Raw genomic sequence first — 22,044 nt, 5'->3', positions numbered from 1 at the left:
CACGGACCCGGCCGGCGGGTCGCGTGGCGCGCGGTGGTGTCGGCCAGCGACCGCGCGATCGCCGCGCGGCTCACGTAGCCGGCGGGGTCGGATAGCGCGCCGCGGAGTCGGCCAGCGACTGCGCGATCGCCGCGCGCCAGCTCGCCGGCGCGACCAGCTCGGCCAGCGGGCCGAAGCCCAGCACCCACGGCACGATCTCCCACTGCGCGCTCGAGCGCACGCGGTAGCGCAGCCGGCCGTCGCGGTCGCGGGCCTTGCGCTCGTCGGGGTGGAACGTGCGCTCCTCGAGCCGCCACGCGATGCTCTGGTCGAAGACGATCTCGACGTCCTCCTCGGCGTCGCTGACGAAGATGCCGAACGCGCGCCGGGCGTGCTCGTCGACGTCGACCCGCGGCGCGGGGAACGGCTCGCGGCCGATCTCGAGCGCGGCGATGCGCTGCACCGCCAGCGTCGTGATGCGTTCGTGCTCGCCCAGGCACGCCAGCAGGTACAGCGCCGAGCGGTGCCAGATCAGGCGCAGCGGCCGGGCCGCGTGGCGCCGGGTCGTGCCCTGCCAGGCCGCGTGGTAGGTGAGCGTGCAGCGGCGGCGGCGGGCGATCGCGTCGGTCAGCTGATCGATCAGCTCCTGCTGGCCGCCGTGGTCGACGTAGCCGCGGGCGTGGCTCGCGAACACCCGGGCCAGCGCGTCGAGCCCGCCGTTGTGGCGCGGGCTCAGGAACCCGCGCAGCTTGAGCGCGAGCGCGCGCAGATCGTCGTGGATCGGCGTGCCGCCCAGGCCCGCCAGGCCGGCCAGCGCCGCGTGCAGCGCCAGCAGCTCGGTGGTGCCGAAGGTCAGGCTCTCGAGCGCGCGCACCTGCTGATCGAGCCGATAGACCTTCTTCTGGCGCCCGGCCTCCTCCTCGATCAGCGCGAAGTCGCGCTCGAGCGTGGCCAGGTCGCGCTCGATCGTCGCCTTGCTGACGCCGAGCTGCTCGGCCAGCTCGCGCACGCCGAACGCCCGGCCCGACGCCGCCAGCAGCCGCAAGAGCGCCCACTGCCGCACCAGCTGCTGCGAATCCGCACGTCGTCCGACGACCTCTCTCGACTTCGGCACGGCGCCAGTGTCGCCCGGTTCAGGCCGAGGTGGCCAGTCTCCGGCCCGCCACCGCCGCGCAGGCTGCGGCGGTCGTGATCGATCAGTAGGGGGATGCCGCCGCCCGAGCCCTCCGACCTGCTGACCGCGCCGACCCTGGCCCGGCAGCAGGTGTCGCGTCACCGCACGTACCTCGCGCTCGAGTGGCCCGCCGTCGCCGCCGGCACCGCCCGCGCGCACCGGGTGGCGCTGCTCGGCGAGGTCTGGGACCAGCCGCGCGCCCTCGCCGTCGAGCTGACCACGCCCCACGCGCTGCCCCACGCCGAGCTGCGCGCCGCCCACGCCGACGTCACCGACGAGCTCGCCTCGCTGGTCTACGCCCTCGCCGTCCCCGATCCCTGGGCCGCCGTCCTCGCCGATCCGCTGCCCTGGCTCACGCTCCACGCCGCCATCGTCTGGAGCCCCTACGACCTCTCGCCCGAGGGCCAGCAGCGCCTGCGCGCCCGCATCACCGCCCACGGCCGCTGGATGCTCGGGCCGCGGTGAGGGGCGGGGTCAATCTCCCGAGTCGGCCACGAGCCGCCTCGACCGTGCGCGGTCAGGCCTCGAGCGGCACGGTGATCGGCGCCAGCAGCTCAGCCAGCGCGCGGCGGCGGGCCTCGGTCTCGGGCGCGAGGGCGTCGGCGACCGAGGCGGACAGCTGGAGGTAGAGCAGGTCGCCGACGTCGTGGACGACCGGCGGCGCGACGGCGGCGAGCAGGCGGTCGCGCCCGCCGACCGCGTCGACGTGCGCGCGGCGCAGGAAGGTCGCCCAGCCCGGCGGCCGGACGTAGCGCTCGCCCAGCACGTCGCGCACGCGGGCGATGCGCGACGACTCGTTGGCGGGGTGGTCGGGCGGCTGCTTGGGCTGGGAGGTTCCGGACAGGAACTGCCGGGCGACGATCGGGCGCTCGTCGGTGTCGACCCAGATCACCCCGTGGACCGCAGTCGTGACCACGGCCAGGCCGCGGACCAGCTCGAGCCAGGCGTCGATCGACGTGCCCGGTGGCACCGCGCTCCGACACATCCCGACGGCTCGCATCGGGAACGCGATGCGCTCCTGGTACGAGCTCAGGCGCCCGTTGTCGACGACGCACCACGCGTGGTTGCCGCTGTCCTTGCGGCTCAGGACGAGGTGGATCGCCTCGGCCTGGTCGCTGCGCATGATGTCCTCGATCGTCTGGCCCAGGCTGACGGCTGCGACCTTGCCGCTCGGCCACGGGTAGATCGGGCCGCCGGTGCGGTGCATCGGTCGCACGAGGCTCGGCTGCCACGGCCAGCGTGGATCGGTGAGCAGCCGCGCGATCGCGCGCGCGGGTGTCGGCTCGAACAGCGGCGTGCGATGGATGAACCAGAAGCCGAGCGATGGCGGGGTCATTCCCCGGTCTCGGCGACGTCGAGCGTCGCCTCGTCCAGCAGCTCGCCCAGCTGGTTCCGCACCGTCGCCGAGGATAGCGCGTAGGTGATCAGCTCGGTCTGCAGGTTGAGCCCCTGACTTATCGCGCTGGTCGCGCGGTCCGCCGGACACGGTCAGCCGGCCGGGGCCGGATCGGCGAGCGGCACGGTGATCGGTGCCAGCAGCTCAGCCAGCGCGCGGCGGCGAGCCTCGGTCTCGGGCGCGAGGGCGTCGGCGACCGAGGCGGACAGCTGGAGGTAGAGCAGGTCGCCGACGTCGTGGACGACCGGCGGTTGGACGACGGCGAGCAGGTGGTCACGACCGCCGACCGCGTCGACGTGGGCGCGGCGCAAGAACGTCGCCCAGGCCGGCGGCCGCACGTAGCGCTCGCCCAGCACGTCGCGCACGCGGGCGATGCGCGACGACTCGTTGGCGGGGTGGTCGGGCGGCATCCGCGGCTGGGGGCTGCCCTGGACGAAGATGCGCGCGAGCAGGACGCGCTCGTCGGCCTCGGCCGCGATGATGCCGTTGCCCGGGTCGAGCGTGGCGGCGAGCTCACGCACGAGCGCGAGCCAGGCGTCGATGCCCTTGCCCGTCGGCACGTCGGTGCGGCACAGCCCGCGCGCGTCGAACGGATACGACTGGCTGGCGTGGCGATGGCCAGGGCGGCCGCTCTCGACGTTGTACCAGGCGTTGTTCCCGGCCTCGGTGCGACTCGCGACCAGGTTCACGCCCTCGGTCAGCTCGGAGCGAAGCACGTCCGCGACGACGCCCGGCAGCGCCGCGCGCGCGGTCTTCCCGCCGCGCCACGGGTAGAGCGGCTGACCTGGCCGCTGCGTCGGCCGGACGATGGACGGCAGCCACGGCCAGCGGTCGTCGGTGAGCAGGCGGGTCAGCGGCGCGACGTATCGATCTTCGAACAGGGGCGTCCGGTGCACGAACCAGAACCCGAGCGTCGGCGACGTCACTCGCCGGTCTCGGCGGCGTCGAGCGTTCCGCACGCGAACCGCGTCCCCAGGTCGCGCATCTCGCGTGCACTGTACGCCGCGGCGCGCGGCCCGCCACTCGTTCGACCACGTCACCACGAGGCGATCACCCCAGCGGGAGGATGGTCCTGGAAGGTGGTTCTCGGTAACGTGCGAACTTCGAGGGCTTCGAGGTGGCGCGGGCGCAATCCGTGGCGGCTGCCAGTCGTCGAGTTTGCCGAATCGAGAGGCGCCGTCATGAACCGGATCCGGGCCCTGACACGATCGATCCACTGGCTGGTCGCGGCGTTCGCGCTCGCGTTGGTCTGCCGGCCGGGCGCGCCGCTGCGGGCCGACGACAAGAGCGATCTCATCAGCAAGATCGAGGACAAGCTCGGCGACGCCGCCGACGCGCTGGCGCGCCTGCCGGACGACTCGAACGACAGCGCGATCGATCGCGCCCGCGGGTACGTCGACGAGGCGCGGCGCTACGCTGAAGATCTGGGGCGCGTCGCCGGCGATGACTCGTCCGCCAAGCGGATCGCAGAGGGGTTTCGCGACATCCAGGACGACTGGAACGACGCGAGCAACTACCTCCGCCAGTTGAAGGCCGGCATGCGCCAGGCCGAACCGATCGCGACGACCTGCGGCGAGCGCGACAAGGAGCTGGTCCGCAGGGCCCGCGAGTACGAGTCGAGAAACGATCCCGACGGGTTGGTCGAGTTGCCCAAGGAGGCCGCGGCGATCCAGGACGCGGTCAAGCGTCAGCTCGACGAGCTGCGCCGCAACGATGACCGCATGGACGACCTGGCCGACAGCGCCGACGACTTCCGCGGGGATGGCCCCTGGCGCGAGCTGGTCGGCGCGGTCGCGCAGACCGCTCGGCGCTCGTTCGAGGTGTGGCGCAAGAGCTTCGAACAGACCCAGCGGGCGTGCGAGAACCTGACCAAGGGCGTCGACCACCCTGAGGTCAAGGACGTCCTCGCCCGGCTCGGGAACTCGGCCGGCGGCCGCAAGGCAGTGATCGAGCAGCTCAACAAGGACGCGCGCGAGCTGTGGACGACCCTCGCCGGCGTGTCCGAGGACTCGGGCATGGGCTCGGTCGAGCGGGCCAAGGGCCTGCTGCAGAGCATCGAGCGGGGCGTCGAGGCGCTCGGCCGGACCGCGACCACCGACAAGGAGACCCGGCTCATCCTCGAGAAGTGGCCCGAGGGCATCCGCCAGCTCAAGGACGCCCTCGACGATCTCGAGGACCTGAAGCTCCACCAGCACGACATGGACCCGCTGCCGGACCGGTGCGTGGCCAAGGAGCGCGAGTTGCAGGACGCGATCGGCAAGAACGGCAGCGACACCGACGGCATCGAGGACCTGCCCAAGCTCGCCGACGCGATCGCGCAGCCCGTGATCGCGGGCCTCGACAAGGCCAAGGAGCGGATGAAGGAGGAGGGCGACGATCTCCAGCGCGCCAAGGCGATCTCGGTGAGCGAGGGGCCGTGGAGCGAGATCCGGGCCGCCGAGCAGCGCGACGCCGACGAGACGTTCAAGACCTTCGAGGACAACTTCAAGAAGACCGAGCAGGCCTGCGCCAACGTCATCAAGGGCAAGGACGCGCCGGCGGTGAAGGAGGCGATCGAGCGGCTGGCGCGCGGCGCGCAGTCGTCCGGTTCGCAGCTCGAGACCGACGTCGATGTCTGGGTCGCACGCGCGAAGGCGGTCTACGTCCTGGACTGCCAGGGCATGAAGGACATCTGGGCGGGCTACTGCGCCCAGGACTGGGGCCCAGGCGACGAATCAGAGCAGAAGGCGGCCGCGCGCACGATCGCCGACCCGATCAAGGACCGGATGAGGTCCGCCATCGACGGCGTCATCGCGGATCTCCCGGCGCTCGAGGCGCGGGTGAAGCTCCTGGCCGACAAGCGCGAGACCCAGCGCGCCGGCAAGGCGCTCGAGACCAAGCTGAGCAAGGAGCGGAAGCGCCTGGACCGGCTGAAGGCGAATCCGGCCCTTGCCGGCAACTACGACATCATGCTGCAGTTCTCGAACAACTACGGCAAGCAACAGCACGAGCGCATGTGGGGGCGGTTCGGGTGCACGGTGCCGGTGAGCTCGACCGCCGAGGCGAAGTTCCCGTCCGAAGGGCGCAAGCACAACAAGCCCGACTGCGTCGACCCGAGCGGCTGCAAGATCTGGGAGTTCAAGGCCAAGGGGCCGGACGGCGAGCGCGACGGCCCGCGCCAGGCAGCCGACTACCAGCACCTGGTGCCGCTGTACTACAACAAGCTGGTGAAGCCCGACGGCTCGTACGCGCCGGCGGACAGCAGCCTCGGCGGCCAGGCGATCATGGACACGCTGATGCAGCGCTGCTATCGCAACAAGGAGATCGAGCTCGAGGCGCGCGTCGAGTACTACGATCCATGCAAAGAGCAGTATGAGTGCACCACGGACTAGCCAGCACCTCGCGGTCTACCTGCGCGTGCTCGATCAGCCGGCGTCCCGCGAGGTCGTCGCCGGTGCGATCGCGGGGTTCTTCGCCGCCAACGGGGTCGTGCCCGGTCGGGTCACGTCGAGCAGCCCGGCGGGCGCGCGGTCGCGGGCGCTGCCGCTGGCGCGGCTCCCGGACGTGGTCGCGCACCCCGAGTACAACGCGGTCACGATCTGGCGCAAGGACCCATGCGAGACCACCGACATCACCGTCTACCTCGCGCCGTTCGATCCTGCGAACCAGCGCAGGCAACGGCGGCCGATGTGCGTCATCTGGACGTCGGCGCGCCAGGTCATGGGTGACGACGTCAGGACGTTCCTGTGCGACATGGTGTCGACCTATCCGGTGGCGCACGGCTTCGTCGGTTCATTCCGGTCACGGGCCTTCGCCGGACGCGAGGTGTTTCAGTCGATGGACAGCGTGTCGGAGATAGACGCGTCGACAGATGCGCGCCTGCACGAGGACGCGATGCTCGACTACCTCACCAACGACCGGTTGCGCCGGTTGTACCCGGTGACGCTCATCGGCCCCGCGATCTGGGCGCAGTTGCCGCCGATGCCGGCGTGCGACCCTGCGCCGACGGTCGAGGACCTCGGGGACTGCAAGCTGCTGACCGTGTGGCCGACCTTGTGCGAGCCGCGCGACCCGGCGTTTCTGCGTGGCACCCGCGCGCTGCGCGAGTGGCTGTGGCCATTCACGATCCAGAACCCGGCCGACCACGTCGACAATGACCCAGTCGGTTGACCGGCGTGCTCGGGCGACCTCGGGCGGATCGATGAGCGTCGGCGAGCGACTCGAGCGGTGGCCGTGCCCGTGCTGCGGTCATCGCACGCTCGCGGCGCCGACGCCGTCGTGGGCGACGTGCCCGGTCTGCTTCTGGACCGACGAGGACTGCGTGGACCCAGCGCTGCTCGATCAGCTCTTCCACGCCCAGCGCGCGTTCCAACACTTCGGGGCCAGCGCCGAGCGCTGGCGCGCCGCGGTGCGCGCGCCGGTCGGCGATGAGGCCCCACCGGCGGCGTGGCAGCCACTGCCCGAGCCCAGCGCGCGGCAGGTGGAGCGAGCGGCGTTGGTCGGCGCGATCCGCGCGGCGTTCGCTGACGTCGACGATCGCGGCCGGCCCGGGCTGACCGAGACCTTCCGCCTCGACTATCACAGCGAGCCGGACGTTGCATGGGACGACCAGGACCGCGGCTGGGCGCAGATCCCGGGCGAGGTCCTCGACTACTTCGGCACCGGCACGACGGTCTTCACGTTCGGCAACCTGGCCGGGTATCGCTACTACCTGCCGGCCTTCATGCTGCGGTCGCTGGCGACCGAGGTCGTGCTGACCGCGGCGCGCGTCGTCGATCTGCCGCTGCGTGCGGACCAGGATCCGCCCGAGCTTCCCGAGGTCCAGTCCTTGACTGCGCCCCAGCGGGCCGCGGTGGCCGGGTTCGTGCGCTACGTGGTTCGCTACCATCGGCCGGCCGTGTGGGCCGAGCGGGCGCTGGCCCGGATCTGGGCGCCGGTGACCGGGATCTCCGCGCAGGCTTGGTAGCCGCTGCCAACGGCCGCGGGCGCGACAGGTGATCGCGGCTCGCGGTAGGCTGCGCGGGTGTGGATCTCATCCTGAGCAACAACCGCCGCCCGCCAAACGATCGAGATCATTGGCGACCCGACGAGGAAGCGGCCTGGCAGGCGCCCAAGGTGGCGACGAGTAACGCGCCGGCAACCGGACCGGCCGGCGACCATCGCCCGTCGGTGATCAGCATGAGAGCCACACCCGTTCGCGGCCGTCTTGCCGAAGATCCACGCGCTGCTCGACGCCCTCGACGATCGCCCGTTCCCCAGCGAGGAGGAGGTCGTGGTGCCGACCGGCTCGACCTTCATCGAGGCGCTGCCCGGCACGCGCCCGGTGCTCGAGGACTTCCGCCTGCTCCACCGCGCCATCGACGTGTCGCGGGCCGCCGCCGAGGTCCGGCACCGCGAGCTCGACAACCTGCGCCGGGTCGCGCTCATCCGCGCCGGCCAGCTCGGCGACCCCGACATCGAGACGATGGTCGTCGCGCCGCCCGGCACCGAGACCGTCGTCGACGGCCGCACGCCGGCCGGCGCCGGGAACGGCGAGGACCGCTAGCGATGCCGGGCCCAAAGGACCGGGACGCAAGGCTCGCCGAGCTGGCCGCCTCGATCGGTCGTCTCGATCCCGAACAGCGTGCAAAGCTCTACCTGCACTTGCTCGCGTCACGCGACGATGCCGGACCCTTCCGGTCGGGCGCGCGACCTCAACCAGTAGTTGGGCCGACCGAGCACCGCCGCACGGGCACGCCGATGCGCATAGAGCCACTGGGCGACCTCGACGGAAGTGAATTTAGGCCACCGGAAGCTCGAGAGTATCTCCGCCAGTATGGCTACGTCCCGCCGGAGTCACTCGTTCCGCCGACTCGGAAGCCCAAGAAGGTCAGCTTGCGTCTCTATGATCTAGATGGCGTCATGCCAGCGTTTGGCCGTGAAATGATGAGTCGCCTCGCAGGGCACCTCGCCAGGGTCGACCAGTGGACTGACAAGCTGAAAGGGCATCTCGCTGAGCATATCATATCGTTTGATGTCACGCGCCAGTCCAAGGAGCCGACGGCCCAGGAAAGGGCAGATATGCCTGCGCTGGTGTTTCCGTTCTACTTCATCAGCGAAAAAATTGGCGTCGGCCGGTCCGCGAAGGTCGCTCGGCTGCACCGAATCATGGATGAACACAAGGTGCCCGTCAAGGTCCCTGGGACGGCGGCCAACATCCGGAGGCAGGTCGCCAGCGAGTGGGAATCCGGGATTCGAGCGGTCACGGTGCCACCCGGTGGCCTTGGTGGTGCGAGGCGGGCACCGAAGTGCGTCTTCTTGAAAGGCGATCAGATGGCACGCGAGGCCGCTGGAAACGAAACCTACTATTCAAACGTCATCATTCATGAGTTCGGTCACGCGTGCAACATCTTCGGGGCGGGCGCTCACCCGCTCGATGGCAGTGCCATGGAGAAGGCGAAGACCGTCAATGCGATGAAGTCTCACTTGTACGCCTACAATAAGCGTCACGCGACGGTGATCTCATCGACGTTGGCGCTGCTCTCGGCCCTCGCTGCGCTGCTTGTTCTCTCCGCTGGCTGTGGCGGTCGTGTCGCGAACGTTCCGTGCGGTGGCATCAAGGAGACCGTGGATGGTTGCCATGGCTGTGATGCGCCCTCACAGCTCTCTCGTTCCGCGGAGCGCGCGCTCGGCTCCGCCGTCGTCGCGAGCTTGGTCGCCAACGATCGACGAACCGGGAACCTCACGGACGGCGTCAGCGACCCGCTCGCATTGCGGTACTTCGAGGCGATCCCAAGCGACCTGTACCCGACGGCGGCCGGTGACGCACCGGTCGTCGGCGGTGTCGGCGCGCTGGATTCGGTTGCCAAGGAGAATCCGCGCCGCCCCGTCTACCTGGCCACGTTCCACGTGCTCGGGTACGCGGGCCATGATCGCGTGCTCGTGCGCGTCGAGGTCGTCAACCACGCGTGGCTTGGCGACCGGTTCTACGACGAGAAGAGCGACGCGGCATACTGCGTGCAGCGGGTCGGCGGCCAGCTGAAGCTCCATGTGCTTGCTCCGGTCTTTCTTATCTCGGACTGATGAGTCGGCGAGTCTCGTCATCTTCGACAACAAACTGACCCAGACAACGTCGTGGCGTAGAGTGAGCATGGACGATCTAGCAATCTCGAAAATCATGATCGTCGGGCTCCTGGCGTCGTGTTCGGCGCCGACCAAGCCATCGCCGATCTGTCGGAGCCCGGTTTCCGGGACGATGCCCTGCGATGCGCCCGGGGAGGTCGCCCCAGCCGAGCAGGGTGCCTTTTTCGAGGCGGCGCAGATGGCGTTGCTGGTCGGCGAGGTCAATGGTCGGACGATGACCGTCGCGACCTTCGAGCCAGGCACGCCACCGTACGAGGACGCGCTCGCTGCCGCGATCTCGACCCGCTACTTCAGCTCGGACTCGATCAAGGCTCGCGTCGGTGGCTATGCGAGCGAGTCGCCAGATGCAAAGCAGCCCGATGCGGTCCTCTATTCGCTCAAGACCGTTGGATACTCAGCACGCGACCGAGTTCATGTCCAGGTCGACATCTTGTCGCCGTCCGGGACGCCGCCGAGGTTTCGTCGCGAAATGACCACCTACTACTGCGTCGTCGTCGGGCCGGGCGCAGAGACGCGCATCATTCCGCGCTGGTCGTTCTAGAATGGTACGAGCCCACGTCTCCATGAGCGGTGTGCTGGCGCTCCTCTGCCTCGCGGCGTGTGCGCCTCGCCTGGGCGCGCGCGTGCCGGGCGCTGGGCCGTGCACGTACGCGCCAGAGCCCGGGCTCTCGTGCGGGCCGTGCGCCGATGGCCCGGTTCGATCGGTCGCGGCGAGCGATGCGCTCGTCCGCCAGACACTCGCCGGGCTGATGATCGCCGAGGGGCAGCGGGGACTGCTCACGAACCTCGACGCGCACGGGGCCTCGACCCGGTTCTATCGGACCGCGGACGGGCGCCCGCTGGACCTCCCGGCGGGTGCGCCCCGGTTCGCGGGCGACGTCGCCGCGCTCGATGACCTCGCCCGCGCGCGCCCGTTCACGCCCGTGTTCTTGATCGCCATCGAGGTCGTGGGCGTCGGCTTCGATGGCCACGTCTTTGTCCGGCTGACGGTCACCGATCACACGTGGCTCGACGATCGCGGGGTCTTCATCGATGAGGTCGTGCCGGCCGAGTACTGTGTCCAGCGTCGAGGCGACCGCCTCGAGATCCTCGTCGTTTCACCTCCGATGCACCTCGGGTAGGGCGCGTGACATGGGACCAACCGGTGACCTCCTCAGGGTCTCTGTCGTCGTGGCGATGGCGTGCGCCGCGTGCGCGCACGCCCCGCACGATGGTGGTCTGCGCGCGGTCGCGCCGCCGCGCTGCGAGGGTGCGCCAACCGCCTGGAGTTCGGAGGCTCGGCGTGACGCTCGCCGCGTGCTCGAGGCCGCGCTGGAGGCGGACTACGGCAGCACGCCGCTGAGCATCCATGGCTTCGCCGGGCCAGGGACCGACGTGGTGGTCGTCGTCGCACCGGATGTCGAGTTCGCGCTTCGACCTCACGAGCAGCGCGCGTCGCGCGTCCCGCCGGCCCCGCGCGCGGGCGAGATCTGGTACTGGAAGGTGGAGCTCCGGTCTCGCTACCAGGATGGCGCGCTCTACGTTCGAGAGCAGGGGACGATCTTCGCAGGCGGACGGGTGGCCTCGACGGTGCTGTTCGCGTGCGGTGCGGTCGTCAACGGCGCACCCAAGGTCACCGAGCTCTGGGGCTTCGGGAGTTAGGTCGGAGCTGGAGATGTCGGCGAGTTGGTTGGTTCGGCGCGGTTCGGGCGCGGCGCGGCTCACCTTGCTCGCGTCGATAGCGTTCGTGTGCGGCTGCCGTCCGACGGCGGCGGTGACCGGCGTGACCGGCGGCCGCTGTGCCCCTTCGGCAGCGCTGGATAACTGCGCCGGCTGCGAGCTGCCGTCGGCGCTGGACGCCAGGCAGGCGCGCGCGCACGACCGACCACATGTGGCTGGGCGACCGCTTCTACGACGAGCAGACCGATGGGACCTACTGCGCGCACCGCGTCGGGGCGGCGGTCGAGCTCGACGTCGTGGAGCCGCCGCTCTTCTTGCGAGATTGAGACCGCGCGGCGCGGCGCGCGGGATCGGCGCGCGGGATCGGCGCGCGCGCGGCGGCGGCGTGGGTCAGCGCTTGCCCTCGTTGACCTCGCGGTAGCAGGTGTTCATGGCGTCGTAGTTGTCGACGACGGCCTGGGGGATCTTGTCGGCGGCGACCAGCTTGCTGTACGTGCGCTGGATCTGCTCGGCCTTGCCCTTGGCGTCCATGGCGCACTGCTGCGTCGAGCACGCGCACACGGCGTCCTTCTGCTGGACGAGGCGGGCCTCGAGCTGGGCGGGCGTGGCCTCGGTCTGCTTGCCGCAGCCGGCGGCGGCGAGGGTGAGCGCGAGCGTGGCGAACAGGAGGCTGGTTGTCTTCATGGTGCCGGTCACCAGAGCAACGGCCGGGCCAGCGCCGCGCGGCGTGGGGGCGTCGTGGTCCGGCGACGCGCCGGGGCTCGTCTTGGTCGCTGGCGGTCGCGGCCCCGTGGTCGCGCACGCGCCGCGCGGTGGCATCAAGGGGACGCGCACCGGATGCCACCGCGGCGACGCGCCCTCGCCGCGGTCCGGCTCGACCGAGCGCGAGCTGGGCGCCGCCGTCGTCGCGAGCTTGGCCGCCGGCGATCGTCGGACCAGGAACCTCACGGACACCGCGCCCCGGACCGGCCTCGACGCCGCCCGAGGCCTGGATCGGTCGCTCGTCAGACGGGCGCGGTATGTGATCCGCCCGATGCCCGTCGCCAACTCGCCGTCGTCCGGGCTGGCGCAGCGCTGCGTGCGCTGGTTCTCGGCGACCACGATCGGCCGAGCGCAGCGCTACGTCAGCCGGGTGCGGGTGGTCGAGCTCGAGGCGCGGACGGCCGTGGCCACGGTTGAGGGCTCGGCGTCGCGGCCCTATGTGATGAACCTGGCCGCGCCGATCCACCTGGCTGGCGTGCTGCGCGGCGCGTGTTCGTGCCCGGTCGGCGACCGGGGGGAGGCGTGCAAGCACCTCTATTCGTTCTTGCTCGCGCTGGACCTGCGCCGCGCGGACCTGGGGTTGGCGGGCGCGAGGGTCGCGCTCAGCGTCGAGGACGTGTGGATGTCGCCGGCGCCGGGGGCCCAGGCGATCCAACGGCCGGCGCCGGCGCCCCGCGTCGAGCTCAAGCGCCCGCGCGCGCCGCGGCCGCGGGCGGCCGAGCGGCGCTCCCGGCGGCGCCCCCGCGCCGGCTGGCGTGCGCTGATCGCGGAGGTCGAGCGCGCGTCCGCGCCCGCGCCGCGCACCGACGCCGCCGGGGTCCTCGAGTACCACCTGGTGCAACACGCGGCGGGCGCGCCCGACGCCTCCGATCGCGACGCGATGCTGTTCGCCGAGGTCCGGACGGCGCAGCGCGGCCAGCGGTTGGATGGGACCCTGGGACCGCGACTGGCGTGCCGGCTCGGGTTCGATGGCCGCGACGCGCTGTACGATCCGGACGATCGGCTCGCGGTCGCGGCGCTGCGCGCGGCGGCGCCGGTCGGGCCGCCCGCCCCGATCGGCTGGGGCCAGCGGCAGAGCCGGGCCGCGGTGCTCATCCACGCGGCCACCGTCGACCGCATCGTGCCCGCGCTCGCGGCGACCGGCCGGCTGGGATGGCTCGACGTCGGCGACGATGATGACGCGCCGCTGCGGCCGCTGCGCTGGGATGGCGGTGGACCGTTCCGGGTCGTGTTCTCGGCGGTCGCCGACACCGTCGACGGCGGGTGGTCGGTGGTCGGCTGGCTGGCGCGCGGCGACGAGCGGATCCCGCTGGCGGCGCTGTCCGCGGTGTTCGGCGGAGGCTGCGTCGCGGTCGACGCACGCTTGATCGTGGTCGCCGATGGCGCCGCGCTCGCGCGCTGGTGGCTCGTGACCGGCGCGGCGCCGATGCGTGTGCCCCGGGGCCAGATCAGCGCGTTCCTGCGTCAGTTCGCCGGCGCGGCGCAGGCCCCGGCGCTCGAGCTGGCGCCGGCCCTCGACTGGCGGATCGAGCCGGTGGCCCCGGTCCCGTCGCTCGAACTGGACGAGCGGTCGCCGGGCCACTACCGGGGCACGATCGCCTTCCGCTACGGTGAGGTCCGTCGCGACGCGGACGACGACGGCGTGTTCGCGTTCGACGCCGTCGGCCAGCGCCTGCACCCGGTCGACCGCGGCGTCGAAGCCCGTCGGCGCGACGAGGCGATCTCGCGCCTGGGGCCGCCGTGGGGGTACGCCAACGAGTGGTGGATCCCGGCGACGCTGCTGGTGGCGTCGGTCGACGATCTCGTCGCGTCGGGATGGCAGGTGTGGCTGCGCGCCAAGCCGGTCCAGGTCGCGCGCGACTGGAGCGCGGTCGTGTCGTCCGGCGTCGACTGGTTCGACGTGGCGGTCGGCGCGACGGTCGGCGGCGAGGCGATCGACGGTCAGGCGCTGGTCGCGGCCCTGGCGGCGGGGCGCAACCTGGTGCGGCTGGCCGACGGCAGCCACGCGGCGCTGCCCGAGACCTGGGGGACCGCGTTCGCTGGGCTCAGCCTGGTCGGTGCGATCGACGGTGGTCGGCTGCGGGTGCCGCGCAGCCGCGTGGTCATGCTCGATCTGCTGCTCGCGGCCGTCCCGGAGGTCGAGGTCGACGCGCGGTTCGCCCGGCTCCGCGACCGGATCGCGGCGTTCACCGGCATCGTCGCCGGTCGCGAGCCGCGCGGCTTTCGCGGTGAGCTGCGGCCCTACCAGCGCGACGGCCTGGGCTGGCTGGCGTTCCTGCGCGAGCTCGGCTTCGGCGGTTGCCTGGCGGATGACATGGGCCTGGGCAAGACGGTCCAGGTGCTGGCCGCGGTGGTCGAGGCGCGCGGCGGGAGGCCGGCGCTGGTGGTCGCGCCCAAGAGCGTGGTGTGGAACTGGCTCGACGAGGCGGCGCGGTTCGCGCCCGCGCTGCGGGTCGTCAACTACACCGGGGCCGATCGCGGCGCCCGGCTGGCGGACCTGGCGACGGCCGATCTGGTCGTGACCAGCTACCCGACCGTCCGCCAGGACGTGCTCGAGTTGACCGGCCGGGCCTGGAGCTACGTGGTGCTCGACGAGGCCCAGGCGATCAAGAACCCCAACGCCCAGCTCACCAAGGCGGTGCGCCTGCTGCGCGGTGACCATCGCCTGGCGCTGTCGGGCACGCCGATCGAGAACCACGTCGGCGACCTGGCGTCGATCTTCGAGTTCTTGAACCCCGGCATGTTCCGCGACGTCGCGGCGCTGCGGAAGGTCCAGACGGCGGCGCCGGTCGGGGCGGGCGACGTCGCGCCGCTGGCGCGCACCCTCCGGCCGTTCCTCCTGCGCCGGACCAAGGCCCAGGTGCTGCCGGAGTTGCCGCCGCGCACCGAGCAGGTGCTGAAGGTCGCGCTCGGGCCGGCCCAGCGCCGGTTCTACGATCAACTGCGCGATGGCTACCGCGCGACCCTCCTGGCCCGGATCGAGACCGATGGGATCAAGCGGTCGACGATGCACGTGCTCGAGGCCCTGCTGCGCTTGCGCCAGGCGGCGTGCGCGCCGGCGCTCGTGACGCCGGACCGCGCGGTCGACGGCAGCGCCAAGCTCGACGTGTTGCTCGAGCAGCTCGCGGAGGTCGTCGACGCCGGCCACAAGGTGCTGGTGTTCTCCCAGTTCACGTCGTTCCTGGCGCTGGCGCGGGCGCGCCTCGGCGCGGCCGGGATCACGTACGAGTACCTCGACGGGCAGACCCGCGATCGCAAGACCGGGGTCGAGCGGTTCCAGACCGACCCCGCGTGCTCGACGTTCCTGATCAGTCTCAAGGCCGGCGGGACCGGGCTCAACCTCACCGCCGCGAGCTACGTGTACCTGCTCGATCCGTGGTGGAACCCGGCGGTCGAGGCCCAGGCGATCGATCGCGCGCATCGCATCGGCCAGGCCCGTGCGGTCACGGCCTACCGGCTGGTGGCCGACGGCACGATCGAGGACAAGGTCCTGGAGCTGCAGCGCAGCAAGCGCGCGCTGCTCGAGGGCCTGTTCGCGGAGGACGCGCGCGCGATCGGCGCGCTCACGGCCGACGACCTGCGCTTCTTGCTGGCGCAGTAGCCGCGCGGCGGGCGCGGGCGCGCGGCGAGGCGGTCAGTCGAAGCGGAACGTGTACTCGAGCGCGATCGTGCCGCCGGTGCCGAAGGGCGGCAGGGCCAGCTCGTCGATGCGGTCGCGGAGGCACGCGTCGAGCGCGGGATCGATCGGCTGGCCGGTGCGATCGTGGATCGCGGCGGTGTCGATGACGGTGCCGAACTCGGGATCGGTGATGAGCGTCATCGCGGCTGCGGCGGTGCGGCCGGGCGCGCCGTCGGGCAGATCCTGGTAGCACTCGGCGAGGATCGAGATCGACTGCTGCAGCGCGTCCTGCAGCGGGCCGGCGATCTGATCGAGCGGGATGCGGACGTCGTCGGTGATCGCCGGGGCCCCCGGGGCGGCGGCGCGGGCAGCCTGGGCCCGGCGCCGGGCGCCGGCGATCTGCGCGGCGAGCCGGCGGTGCTCGTCGGCCGGGAGGCGGCGGACCCGGGCGCGCTCGGCGGCGGCGGTCGGTGGTGGCGCGCCTGGCGTCGAGGGCGCGGGGGCGCCGGCGCCGGTCCCGGCGTTGGCGTCGACCGGCGCGGGGGGCGCGCCTGGGCGGGCGTCGCGGCGCCACCACAGCAGCGCGAGCGCGGCGACGAGCGCGACCGCGACGACGGGGAGGGTGGTCCGGCGGGACATCGACCGTGGCGTACCACGGCGGTGCCCGCGCGCGCCGAGCGCCAGCGCGGCGGTCGCTGCCGCGCGGCGGGCGCGCGCCGCGTCGCGACGGCGCAGCGGGTGATCGCTCCGGGCGGTGGCGATGTCACCGCTGGCGACCGGCGCAGCGGCGCCGCTTGCGGCGACACCAGCACGCTGGGCGAGCGTGGCGCGACGTCTGGTCCGCACTGCGGTGCGCGAGACTGACGACTGGGTCGGGGCGGGTGCCTGCGCGCCCAGCGCAGGCGGCCACCGTGGGCTCCGCCGTGCAGCGCGACGAGCCGCCGGTCGTCGTCGGTCAAGGCGAACCGCGCGGCGCAGCCGAGCGATCGAGGCCGCGGATGGGCGGTGTCGAGGTCGGGGTGGCTGTTCGGGGGCTGCAGGCGGCCGTGCTCCGCCGGTACCAATGCCGCGGTCAGGCGATGCCATGTCCCGCACGTCGCGCGCCCGCCGGTGACCGCGCCGCTGTCGCGGCCTGACGGGGGCGCATGGGCCGAACGACACGAGGGACGAGCGCCAACGATTCTCAAGCGCCGTCACGCGCAGTGCCAGCGCGCCCGGCTGGCGAACCCAGAGCGGCTCGATGAGGAACTAGGCACCGTCGTGCTCAGCCCCGATCCGGCGGCACAGCATCAGGCCGTCGCATGAACCTTCGGCGACAACTACCTGGACGCGCACCGTTGGAAGAACCTGTCAGGAGCCAGCCCCGCCTGTACCCCATGCCCCTCGACGTGAGGCTTGACGATCGCTCGCGCTGAGCTATATATGCCATAATCAAAAATGAGCGCCACCCGACGCCCCCGCACGCCGATCCAGCTCACGCTGGATCAGGCGCGTCGCCCGACCGGGCACGGCGGCTGGCGTCCGGGCGCCGGCCGCAAGAAGCGCAAGGGCAGCTGCGCGCACCTGCCGCGCGTGCGCTTTCCGGCGTCGGTGCCGGTGCACGTCACGCTCAAGGTCGTCGGCGGCCTGCCGTCGTTCCGGCGCGCCGCGGTCATGCGGGTCGTGCGCGCGGCCATCAGCGCCGGCGGCCACCGCGGCGACTTCCGCGTCGCGCACTACAACGTCCTCGGCGATCACCTCCACCTCGTCGTCGAGGCCGCCGGCGCCGCGGCGCTCGCGCGCGGCATGCAGGGCCTGACCATCCGGCTGGCCCGGCGCCTCAACGTGCTGCTCGGCCGCCGCGGCCGGCTGTTCGCCCAGCGCTACCACGCGCGCCCGCTGCGCACGCCGCGCGAGGTGCGCAACGCCCTGCGCTACGTCCTGCTCAACGCCCGGCACCACGTCACCGCGCGCGGCCAGGTGCTCGCCCCTGGCTGGGTCGATCCGTTCTCGAGCGCGCTGTGGTTCGACGGCTGGAAGGCCGCGATTCGGACCGACGCTCCGTGGCTGCGCGCGCTGGCTCGCGACGGATGTCCGACCGCCGCGCCGCACACCTGGTTGCTGTCGGTCGGCTGGCGCCGCGGCGGCGGCCTGATTGACGTCGACGATGTCCCCGGGCCGGCCCCGTGAGCCGGGCCGCGGGCATGTGGCGGGTCGCGGTCGGGCGGCCTCGTCAATGTCGAGGTCCCGGGCCGGCGCTGGCGGTCGGGCGGCTGGCGGCGGCCTCGTCGACGTCGCGGAGGTCCCGGGCCGGCGCTGGCGGTCGGGCGGCTGGCGGCGGCCTCGTCGACGTCGCGGAGGTCCCGGGCCGGCGCTGGCGGTCGGGCGGCTTGCGGCGGCCTCGTCGACGTCGCGGAGGTCCCGGGCCGGCGCTGGGGGTCGGGCGGCTTGCGGCGGCCTCGTCGACGTCGCGGAGGTCCCGGGCCGGCGCTGGCGGTCGGGCGGCTGCCGGTCGGCTGGCGCCCGGCGGTTCGCGCGCCACCGCCATGCTCGACGAGCTGCGCGAGCTGATGGGGGCGGCGCCGGCGCGCGTCCAGCTGCGCGGGCGACGCTGCCGATGCGCGACGACCCGCGCGAGGTCCGGGGCCGGCGCGCGTCGAGCTGCGACGGCGCCGCCGCCGCGATGAGCGACGGCTTGCGCGAGCTGACCGGTCCGGCGCCGCGCGCCCGGCTGTGAGGACTACAATGCCGCCATGAGCGACGACCTGAGCGAGCTGATCGGCGCGGCGCCCGCGGCGCGACCGGGCGCGAGCGCGGCGGCGGGGGATGCGGTGGCGCCGTCCCCATACCAGCCGCCGCCCGAGCCGCAGGACAACCCGGCGGTGCCGGTGAGCAGCGCGCGGAAGACGTTCGCGATCTGGCTGGTGCTGATCATGACGTTCGCGGCGGTGTACGCGCTGTACTCGGGGCCGCCGGGCGTGCGGACCTGGCGCGACGTGGTGCTCGGGATGCTCGGCGTCGCGTGGCCCTTCCTGCTGTTGCTGTTCGTCCTGTCGTGGCTGTACCGACAGCTGCGCGGCGGCCAGCAGCTGGGCGCGCGGGTCGCCGCGGCCGAGGCGGCGCGCGTGGCGGGCCAGTCGACCCGCGCGATCGAGCTGGCGCGCGCGGTGGTCCACGACTACCGGCGCCAGCCGAGCTACCAGGCGATGGCACGGCTGCACCTGGGCATGGCGCTCCTGCACGCCGGTCAGCTCGACGAGGCTGCGGCCGAGTTCGCGGCGGTCGAGCGCACGGGCGGGCTGCAGTTCAGCGCCGACGCGCGCGTGCAGGCGGTGGCGCTGCTCGCGTTCGCCCTGGCGACGCGCGGCGACCTCGACGGGGCCGACCGCTGGCTGGCCGATCTCGACCGGCGGCTGGCGCGGGTGCAGCCGGGCGGCGTGCGGGAGCACATCGTCGCCAACCGGGCGCTGGTGGCGATGATCGTCGCGGCGCGGCGCGGTCAGGCCGACGCGGTCATCCGCGTCTACGACGCGTCGGTGGCGCAGCTCGAGTGCGCGGTGACCGTCGCGACGATGCGGATCGCGTGGCTCGTGCGCGCGTTCGCGGCGGCGCGCTGGGACGGCCCGCGCGAGCTGGGCGCGGCCGAGCCGTGGCTACGGCTGGTGCGCGGCGCGCCGCCGGCGCAGCTCGACTTCCTGGCGACCGCGTGGCCCGAGCTGCAGGCGTTCCGCGCCGCGGCGTGACTCACGGCCGGCGGGCTGGGCGCGGCGATCGTGGGCGCGGCGGCGTGGGGTCGTGCGCGATGCGCAGCCGCGACTCGAGCTTGTGCAGCTGCAAGCGGTAGGGCTCCATCGACCGGTTGCGGCGCAGCCCGAGCAGGAGCTCGGGCGAGTCGGCGAAGTAGTTGTGGACCAGCGCCGCGTACGGGCGCCGCTCGGCGAAGCGTCCGAAGATGCGCGCGGTGCGCGGGCCGCGCAGGTCGTAGAGCGCGCGCAGTCCGGTCGCGTAGTCGTTCGCGGCGAGCGCGCGCTCGAACAATGGCAGCGCGGCCGCCCCCAGGTTCGCGATGACCCGCTGGTCGAGGCTGGTCCCCGGCCTGAACGCACGCCGGGCCAGCGCGGCGTCGCGGAGCAGGTAGAACACCTCACCGGGCGCCCGCCAGCTCGGCCCCCCGTCATCGAGCGCCGCGCGGGTGACCTCGGCGGCGCGCGCGGCGTCGTCGGTCGCGATCGCCAAGCATGATCGCGCGCGTGCGGACGCGGCGTGCCAGCGCTCGGCGACCGCCGCGCGGAGCGCCGCCCTCGTCGCCTCGTCGCCGTGGTCGGTGACCTGCGCGAGGTAGTAGCTGAGGCGCTCCTTGCCGTGATCGTACTGGAGGCCGAGCCCGGTCGGCGCGTCGAGCTCGGTCGGCGCGTCGGCGCCGTCGACCCAGATCGCGTCGTCGTCCTCGCCGCGGGACCCGCGCGGCGCGTGCCGGACGATCCGCATCGAGCGCGTCGCGATCAGCGCGTCGACCGCGAACGCCGGGCCGCGGCGCACGACCAGCTCGCACAGCTGGTCGACCACGTCGGCGTAGCCGCCGATCAGCGTGACCGCCCAGGCCGCCTGGTGCGGCGTCACGTCGTCCGGCAGCGCGCCGGTCGCGAGCCGCGCGTGCGTCCACACCACCGCGGCGTGGCCGACCGGGCCGGCGAAGGCGAGGCCGCGCTGCCACAGCGGCGTGAAGCGGGTGATCGACGCGGCGACGTGAGCGTTCAGCGAGGCGTCGTCGGCGCCGGTGTGCAGGAACACGCTGTGGCGCCGCAGGCTCGCGAGGGTCGCGCGACCCTCGTCGGTCCAGACCACCTCATCGCGCATCGGCGCCTCGAGGGCCGAGGCCGCGCCTCACGGGAACGGCCCGGGGCAGCCGCTCTCCTGGCAGCCGGATCCGGGCGCGCACGGCGCGATGCAGCGGTCTTCGCAGTTGGCGACGCCGCACGGGTAGCAGCACACCAGGCCGGCGCCGCACGGGCGCGCGCCGGCGTCGAGATCGACCGGCGAGTCGCCGCAGACCTCGCCGGCGCCGGCGCAGCCGCCGTCGCAATCGGGCGCGCCGGCGTCGACGCTGGCGTCCACGGTCGCCGCGTCGATGACCGCCGCGTCGATGGGGGTCGTGCTGTCGCCGCACCCGAGCAGGACCAGCGTCAGGACGATCGGCGCACGCGTCATGCCGCGATTGTACGGCGCGGCGCCGGGCGGTGGCGCAGAATCACGCGCTCAGCCGGCGACGTAGCCGAGCAGCATCGCCTGCAGGCGCGCGGCGGCGGCGGGGTCGCGCACCGCGCGCTCGATCTCGCCGCGGACCCGGCTGGCGACGGCGGCGCGGCCGATGCGGACCCCGGTGCGCACGACCAGGCCGAGGCCGAGGAGCGCCAGCGGCGCGTCGAGGAAGTTGGTCAGCGTCGCGTCGACGGTCGCGTGCAGCGCGCGGGCGAGGACCGGCGGCGGCACGTCCGCGGCGAGCGCGGGCGTCAGGGCCTCGGCCAGCGCTGGCTCCAATGGAAACACGATCGTCGCGGCCGGGCCGTCGGCGACGTGGGCGTCGAGGAACGCGATGAAGCCGTCGGCGTGGACGGCGTCGAGCCGGCGGGTGCCAGAGCCGACGATCGTATCCGCGAGATCGCGGATCGTGCTGGCGGTGCGGCGACCGGCTGCGCGCCCGCGGGCCGCCGCGGCCAGCGCCAGGACGAAGCCGTCGAGGATGGTGTCGACCCAGGCCTCGCCGGCGGTGCGGGCCGCGGCGCGCAGCTCGTCGACGGGGGCGTCGGGGAGGGCGGCCCGCCGCAGCGCCGCCGCCGCCTCGACCAGCGCGGCCCCGGCCGGGATCGCGAAGCGATCGCCGGCGACCAGCACGCGCGCGGGCGCGCTGGCGGTGATGGGCAGGCTCTGGGCGTCCACGACGGCGATGCGTATACCACGATGACTCGGGGCTCGTGGGCGGGCGTTCGGCGGCGCCAGCGGCGGATCGGATCCGGGATCGGGATCGGGAATCGGGATCGGGATCGGGATCGGGATCCGGGATCGGGATCCGAGATCGGGATCGGGATCCGAGATCGGGATCGGGATCCGAGATCGGGATCGGGATCCGAGATCGGGATCGGGGATCGGCTCCGGCTCCGGCTTCCGGCTCCGACACCGGCTCCGGCTCCGGCTCCGGCTCCGGCTCCGGCTCCGACACCGGCTCCGGCTCCGGCTCCGGCTCCGACACCGGCTCCGGCTCCGGCTCCGGCTCCGGCTCCGGCTCCCCGAAAATGCAAACGGCCCGGGCTGTGTGCCGGGCCGTCTCGGACGCGCGAGCGGTTCGCTCAGAGGACGTAACGTGTTCGGTCGAGCACC

At 73.1% G+C, this 22,044-nt stretch carries 20 protein-coding genes; 12 read left to right on the top strand and 8 right to left on the bottom strand.

The features are described 5' to 3' along the window. Positions 1-70: 70 nt before the first annotated feature. The gene (locus IPL61_34040) at positions 71-1,093 is read right to left on the bottom strand and encodes a transcriptional regulator (protein MBK9036212.1); all 1,023 of its coding nucleotides are present in this window, start codon (positions 1,091-1,093) and stop codon (positions 71-73) included. Between the two features lie 93 nt (positions 1,094-1,186). Between IPL61_34040 and IPL61_34035 the strand changes: the two genes are divergently transcribed. Further along, positions 1,187-1,618 carry a hypothetical protein gene (locus IPL61_34035; protein MBK9036211.1) on the top strand — a complete coding sequence of 144 codons (432 nt, stop codon included), beginning with the start codon at positions 1,187-1,189 and terminating at the stop codon, positions 1,616-1,618. Between the two features lie 52 nt (positions 1,619-1,670). Here IPL61_34035 and IPL61_34030 read toward each other — a convergent pair whose 3' ends face one another. Then, the gene (locus tag IPL61_34030) at positions 1,671-2,489 is read right to left on the bottom strand and encodes a hypothetical protein (GenBank protein MBK9036210.1); all 819 of its coding nucleotides are present in this window, start codon (positions 2,487-2,489) and stop codon (positions 1,671-1,673) included. Positions 2,490-2,641: 152 nt separating this feature from the next. After that, positions 2,642-3,445 carry a hypothetical protein gene (locus IPL61_34025; protein ID MBK9036209.1) on the bottom strand — a complete coding sequence of 268 codons (804 nt, stop codon included), beginning with the start codon at positions 3,443-3,445 and terminating at the stop codon, positions 2,642-2,644. Positions 3,446-3,730: 285 nt separating this feature from the next. On the opposite strand from IPL61_34025, the gene IPL61_34020 reads away from it, so the two are divergent. The 8 genes from IPL61_34020 (at position 3,731) to IPL61_33985 (ending at position 11,291) form a co-directional block, all read left to right on the top strand. Continuing rightward, positions 3,731-5,920, top strand: a complete 2,190-nt coding sequence (locus IPL61_34020; GenBank protein ID MBK9036208.1) for a hypothetical protein — start codon at positions 3,731-3,733, stop codon at positions 5,918-5,920. 172 nt (positions 5,921-6,092) lie between these two features. Next, on the top strand, positions 6,093-6,698 hold the full coding sequence (locus IPL61_34015) for a hypothetical protein (protein MBK9036207.1): 606 nt from the start codon (positions 6,093-6,095) through the stop codon (positions 6,696-6,698). A gap of 31 nt (positions 6,699-6,729) precedes the next feature. Beyond that, positions 6,730-7,494, top strand: a complete 765-nt coding sequence (locus IPL61_34010) for a hypothetical protein (protein ID MBK9036206.1) — start codon at positions 6,730-6,732, stop codon at positions 7,492-7,494. Positions 7,495-7,734: 240 nt separating this feature from the next. Continuing rightward, complete coding sequence (locus tag IPL61_34005) at positions 7,735-8,073, top strand: hypothetical protein (protein ID MBK9036205.1); 339 nt, start codon at positions 7,735-7,737, stop codon at positions 8,071-8,073. A gap of 2 nt (positions 8,074-8,075) precedes the next feature. Beyond that, positions 8,076-9,590, top strand: coding sequence for a hypothetical protein (locus IPL61_34000; protein MBK9036204.1), 1,515 nt, complete (start codon positions 8,076-8,078; stop codon positions 9,588-9,590). A 67-nt stretch (positions 9,591-9,657) separates the two neighbouring features. Next, positions 9,658-10,191 carry a hypothetical protein gene (locus tag IPL61_33995; GenBank protein MBK9036203.1) on the top strand — a complete coding sequence of 178 codons (534 nt, stop codon included), beginning with the start codon at positions 9,658-9,660 and terminating at the stop codon, positions 10,189-10,191. A gap of 208 nt (positions 10,192-10,399) precedes the next feature. Next, positions 10,400-10,771 carry a hypothetical protein gene (locus IPL61_33990; GenBank protein ID MBK9036202.1) on the top strand — a complete coding sequence of 124 codons (372 nt, stop codon included), beginning with the start codon at positions 10,400-10,402 and terminating at the stop codon, positions 10,769-10,771. A 175-nt stretch (positions 10,772-10,946) separates the two neighbouring features. Continuing rightward, positions 10,947-11,291 (top strand): hypothetical protein, encoded by a 345-nt coding sequence (locus tag IPL61_33985; GenBank protein MBK9036201.1) that lies wholly within the window; start codon positions 10,947-10,949, stop codon positions 11,289-11,291. 408 nt (positions 11,292-11,699) lie between these two features. On the opposite strand, the gene IPL61_33980 is transcribed toward IPL61_33985, so the two are convergent. Then, a complete protein-coding gene (locus IPL61_33980; GenBank protein MBK9036200.1) occupies positions 11,700-11,993 on the bottom strand; it encodes a hypothetical protein in 294 nt (97 codons plus the stop codon). A gap of 349 nt (positions 11,994-12,342) precedes the next feature. Here IPL61_33980 and IPL61_33975 point away from each other — a divergent pair, with 349 nt between their 5' ends. Beyond that, complete coding sequence (locus IPL61_33975; protein ID MBK9036199.1) at positions 12,343-15,672, top strand: DEAD/DEAH box helicase; 3,330 nt, start codon at positions 12,343-12,345, stop codon at positions 15,670-15,672. A 33-nt stretch (positions 15,673-15,705) separates the two neighbouring features. Here IPL61_33975 and IPL61_33970 read toward each other — a convergent pair whose 3' ends face one another. Beyond that, positions 15,706-16,329 (bottom strand): hypothetical protein, encoded by a 624-nt coding sequence (locus IPL61_33970; GenBank protein ID MBK9036198.1) that lies wholly within the window; start codon positions 16,327-16,329, stop codon positions 15,706-15,708. A gap of 798 nt (positions 16,330-17,127) precedes the next feature. Between IPL61_33970 and IPL61_33965 the strand changes: the two genes are divergently transcribed. Together IPL61_33965 and IPL61_33960 are read left to right on the top strand one after the other, a co-directional pair. Continuing rightward, positions 17,128-17,859 (top strand): transposase, encoded by a 732-nt coding sequence (locus tag IPL61_33965; GenBank protein MBK9036197.1) that lies wholly within the window; start codon positions 17,128-17,130, stop codon positions 17,857-17,859. A gap of 563 nt (positions 17,860-18,422) precedes the next feature. Next, complete coding sequence (locus tag IPL61_33960) at positions 18,423-19,412, top strand: hypothetical protein (protein MBK9036196.1); 990 nt, start codon at positions 18,423-18,425, stop codon at positions 19,410-19,412. Position 19,413: 1 nt separating this feature from the next. Here the strand turns inward: IPL61_33960 and IPL61_33955 are convergent, their stop codons facing one another. From IPL61_33955 to IPL61_33945, 3 genes are read right to left on the bottom strand one after another with little or no spacing between them, the layout of a single operon-like run. Next, positions 19,414-20,526, bottom strand: coding sequence for a hypothetical protein (locus IPL61_33955; GenBank protein MBK9036195.1), 1,113 nt, complete (start codon positions 20,524-20,526; stop codon positions 19,414-19,416). Between the two features lie 27 nt (positions 20,527-20,553). After that, positions 20,554-20,877 carry a hypothetical protein gene (locus tag IPL61_33950; protein MBK9036194.1) on the bottom strand — a complete coding sequence of 108 codons (324 nt, stop codon included), beginning with the start codon at positions 20,875-20,877 and terminating at the stop codon, positions 20,554-20,556. A 48-nt stretch (positions 20,878-20,925) separates the two neighbouring features. After that, the gene (locus IPL61_33945; protein MBK9036193.1) at positions 20,926-21,606 is read right to left on the bottom strand and encodes a hypothetical protein; all 681 of its coding nucleotides are present in this window, start codon (positions 21,604-21,606) and stop codon (positions 20,926-20,928) included. Positions 21,607-22,044 lie beyond the last annotated feature (438 nt).

The organism is Myxococcales bacterium, assembly GCA_016717005.1.
In the GTDB taxonomy this organism is placed as follows: Bacteria; Myxococcota_A; Polyangia; order Haliangiales; family Haliangiaceae; genus UBA2376.
This window is presented reverse-complemented; position numbering and strand designations above follow the sequence as displayed.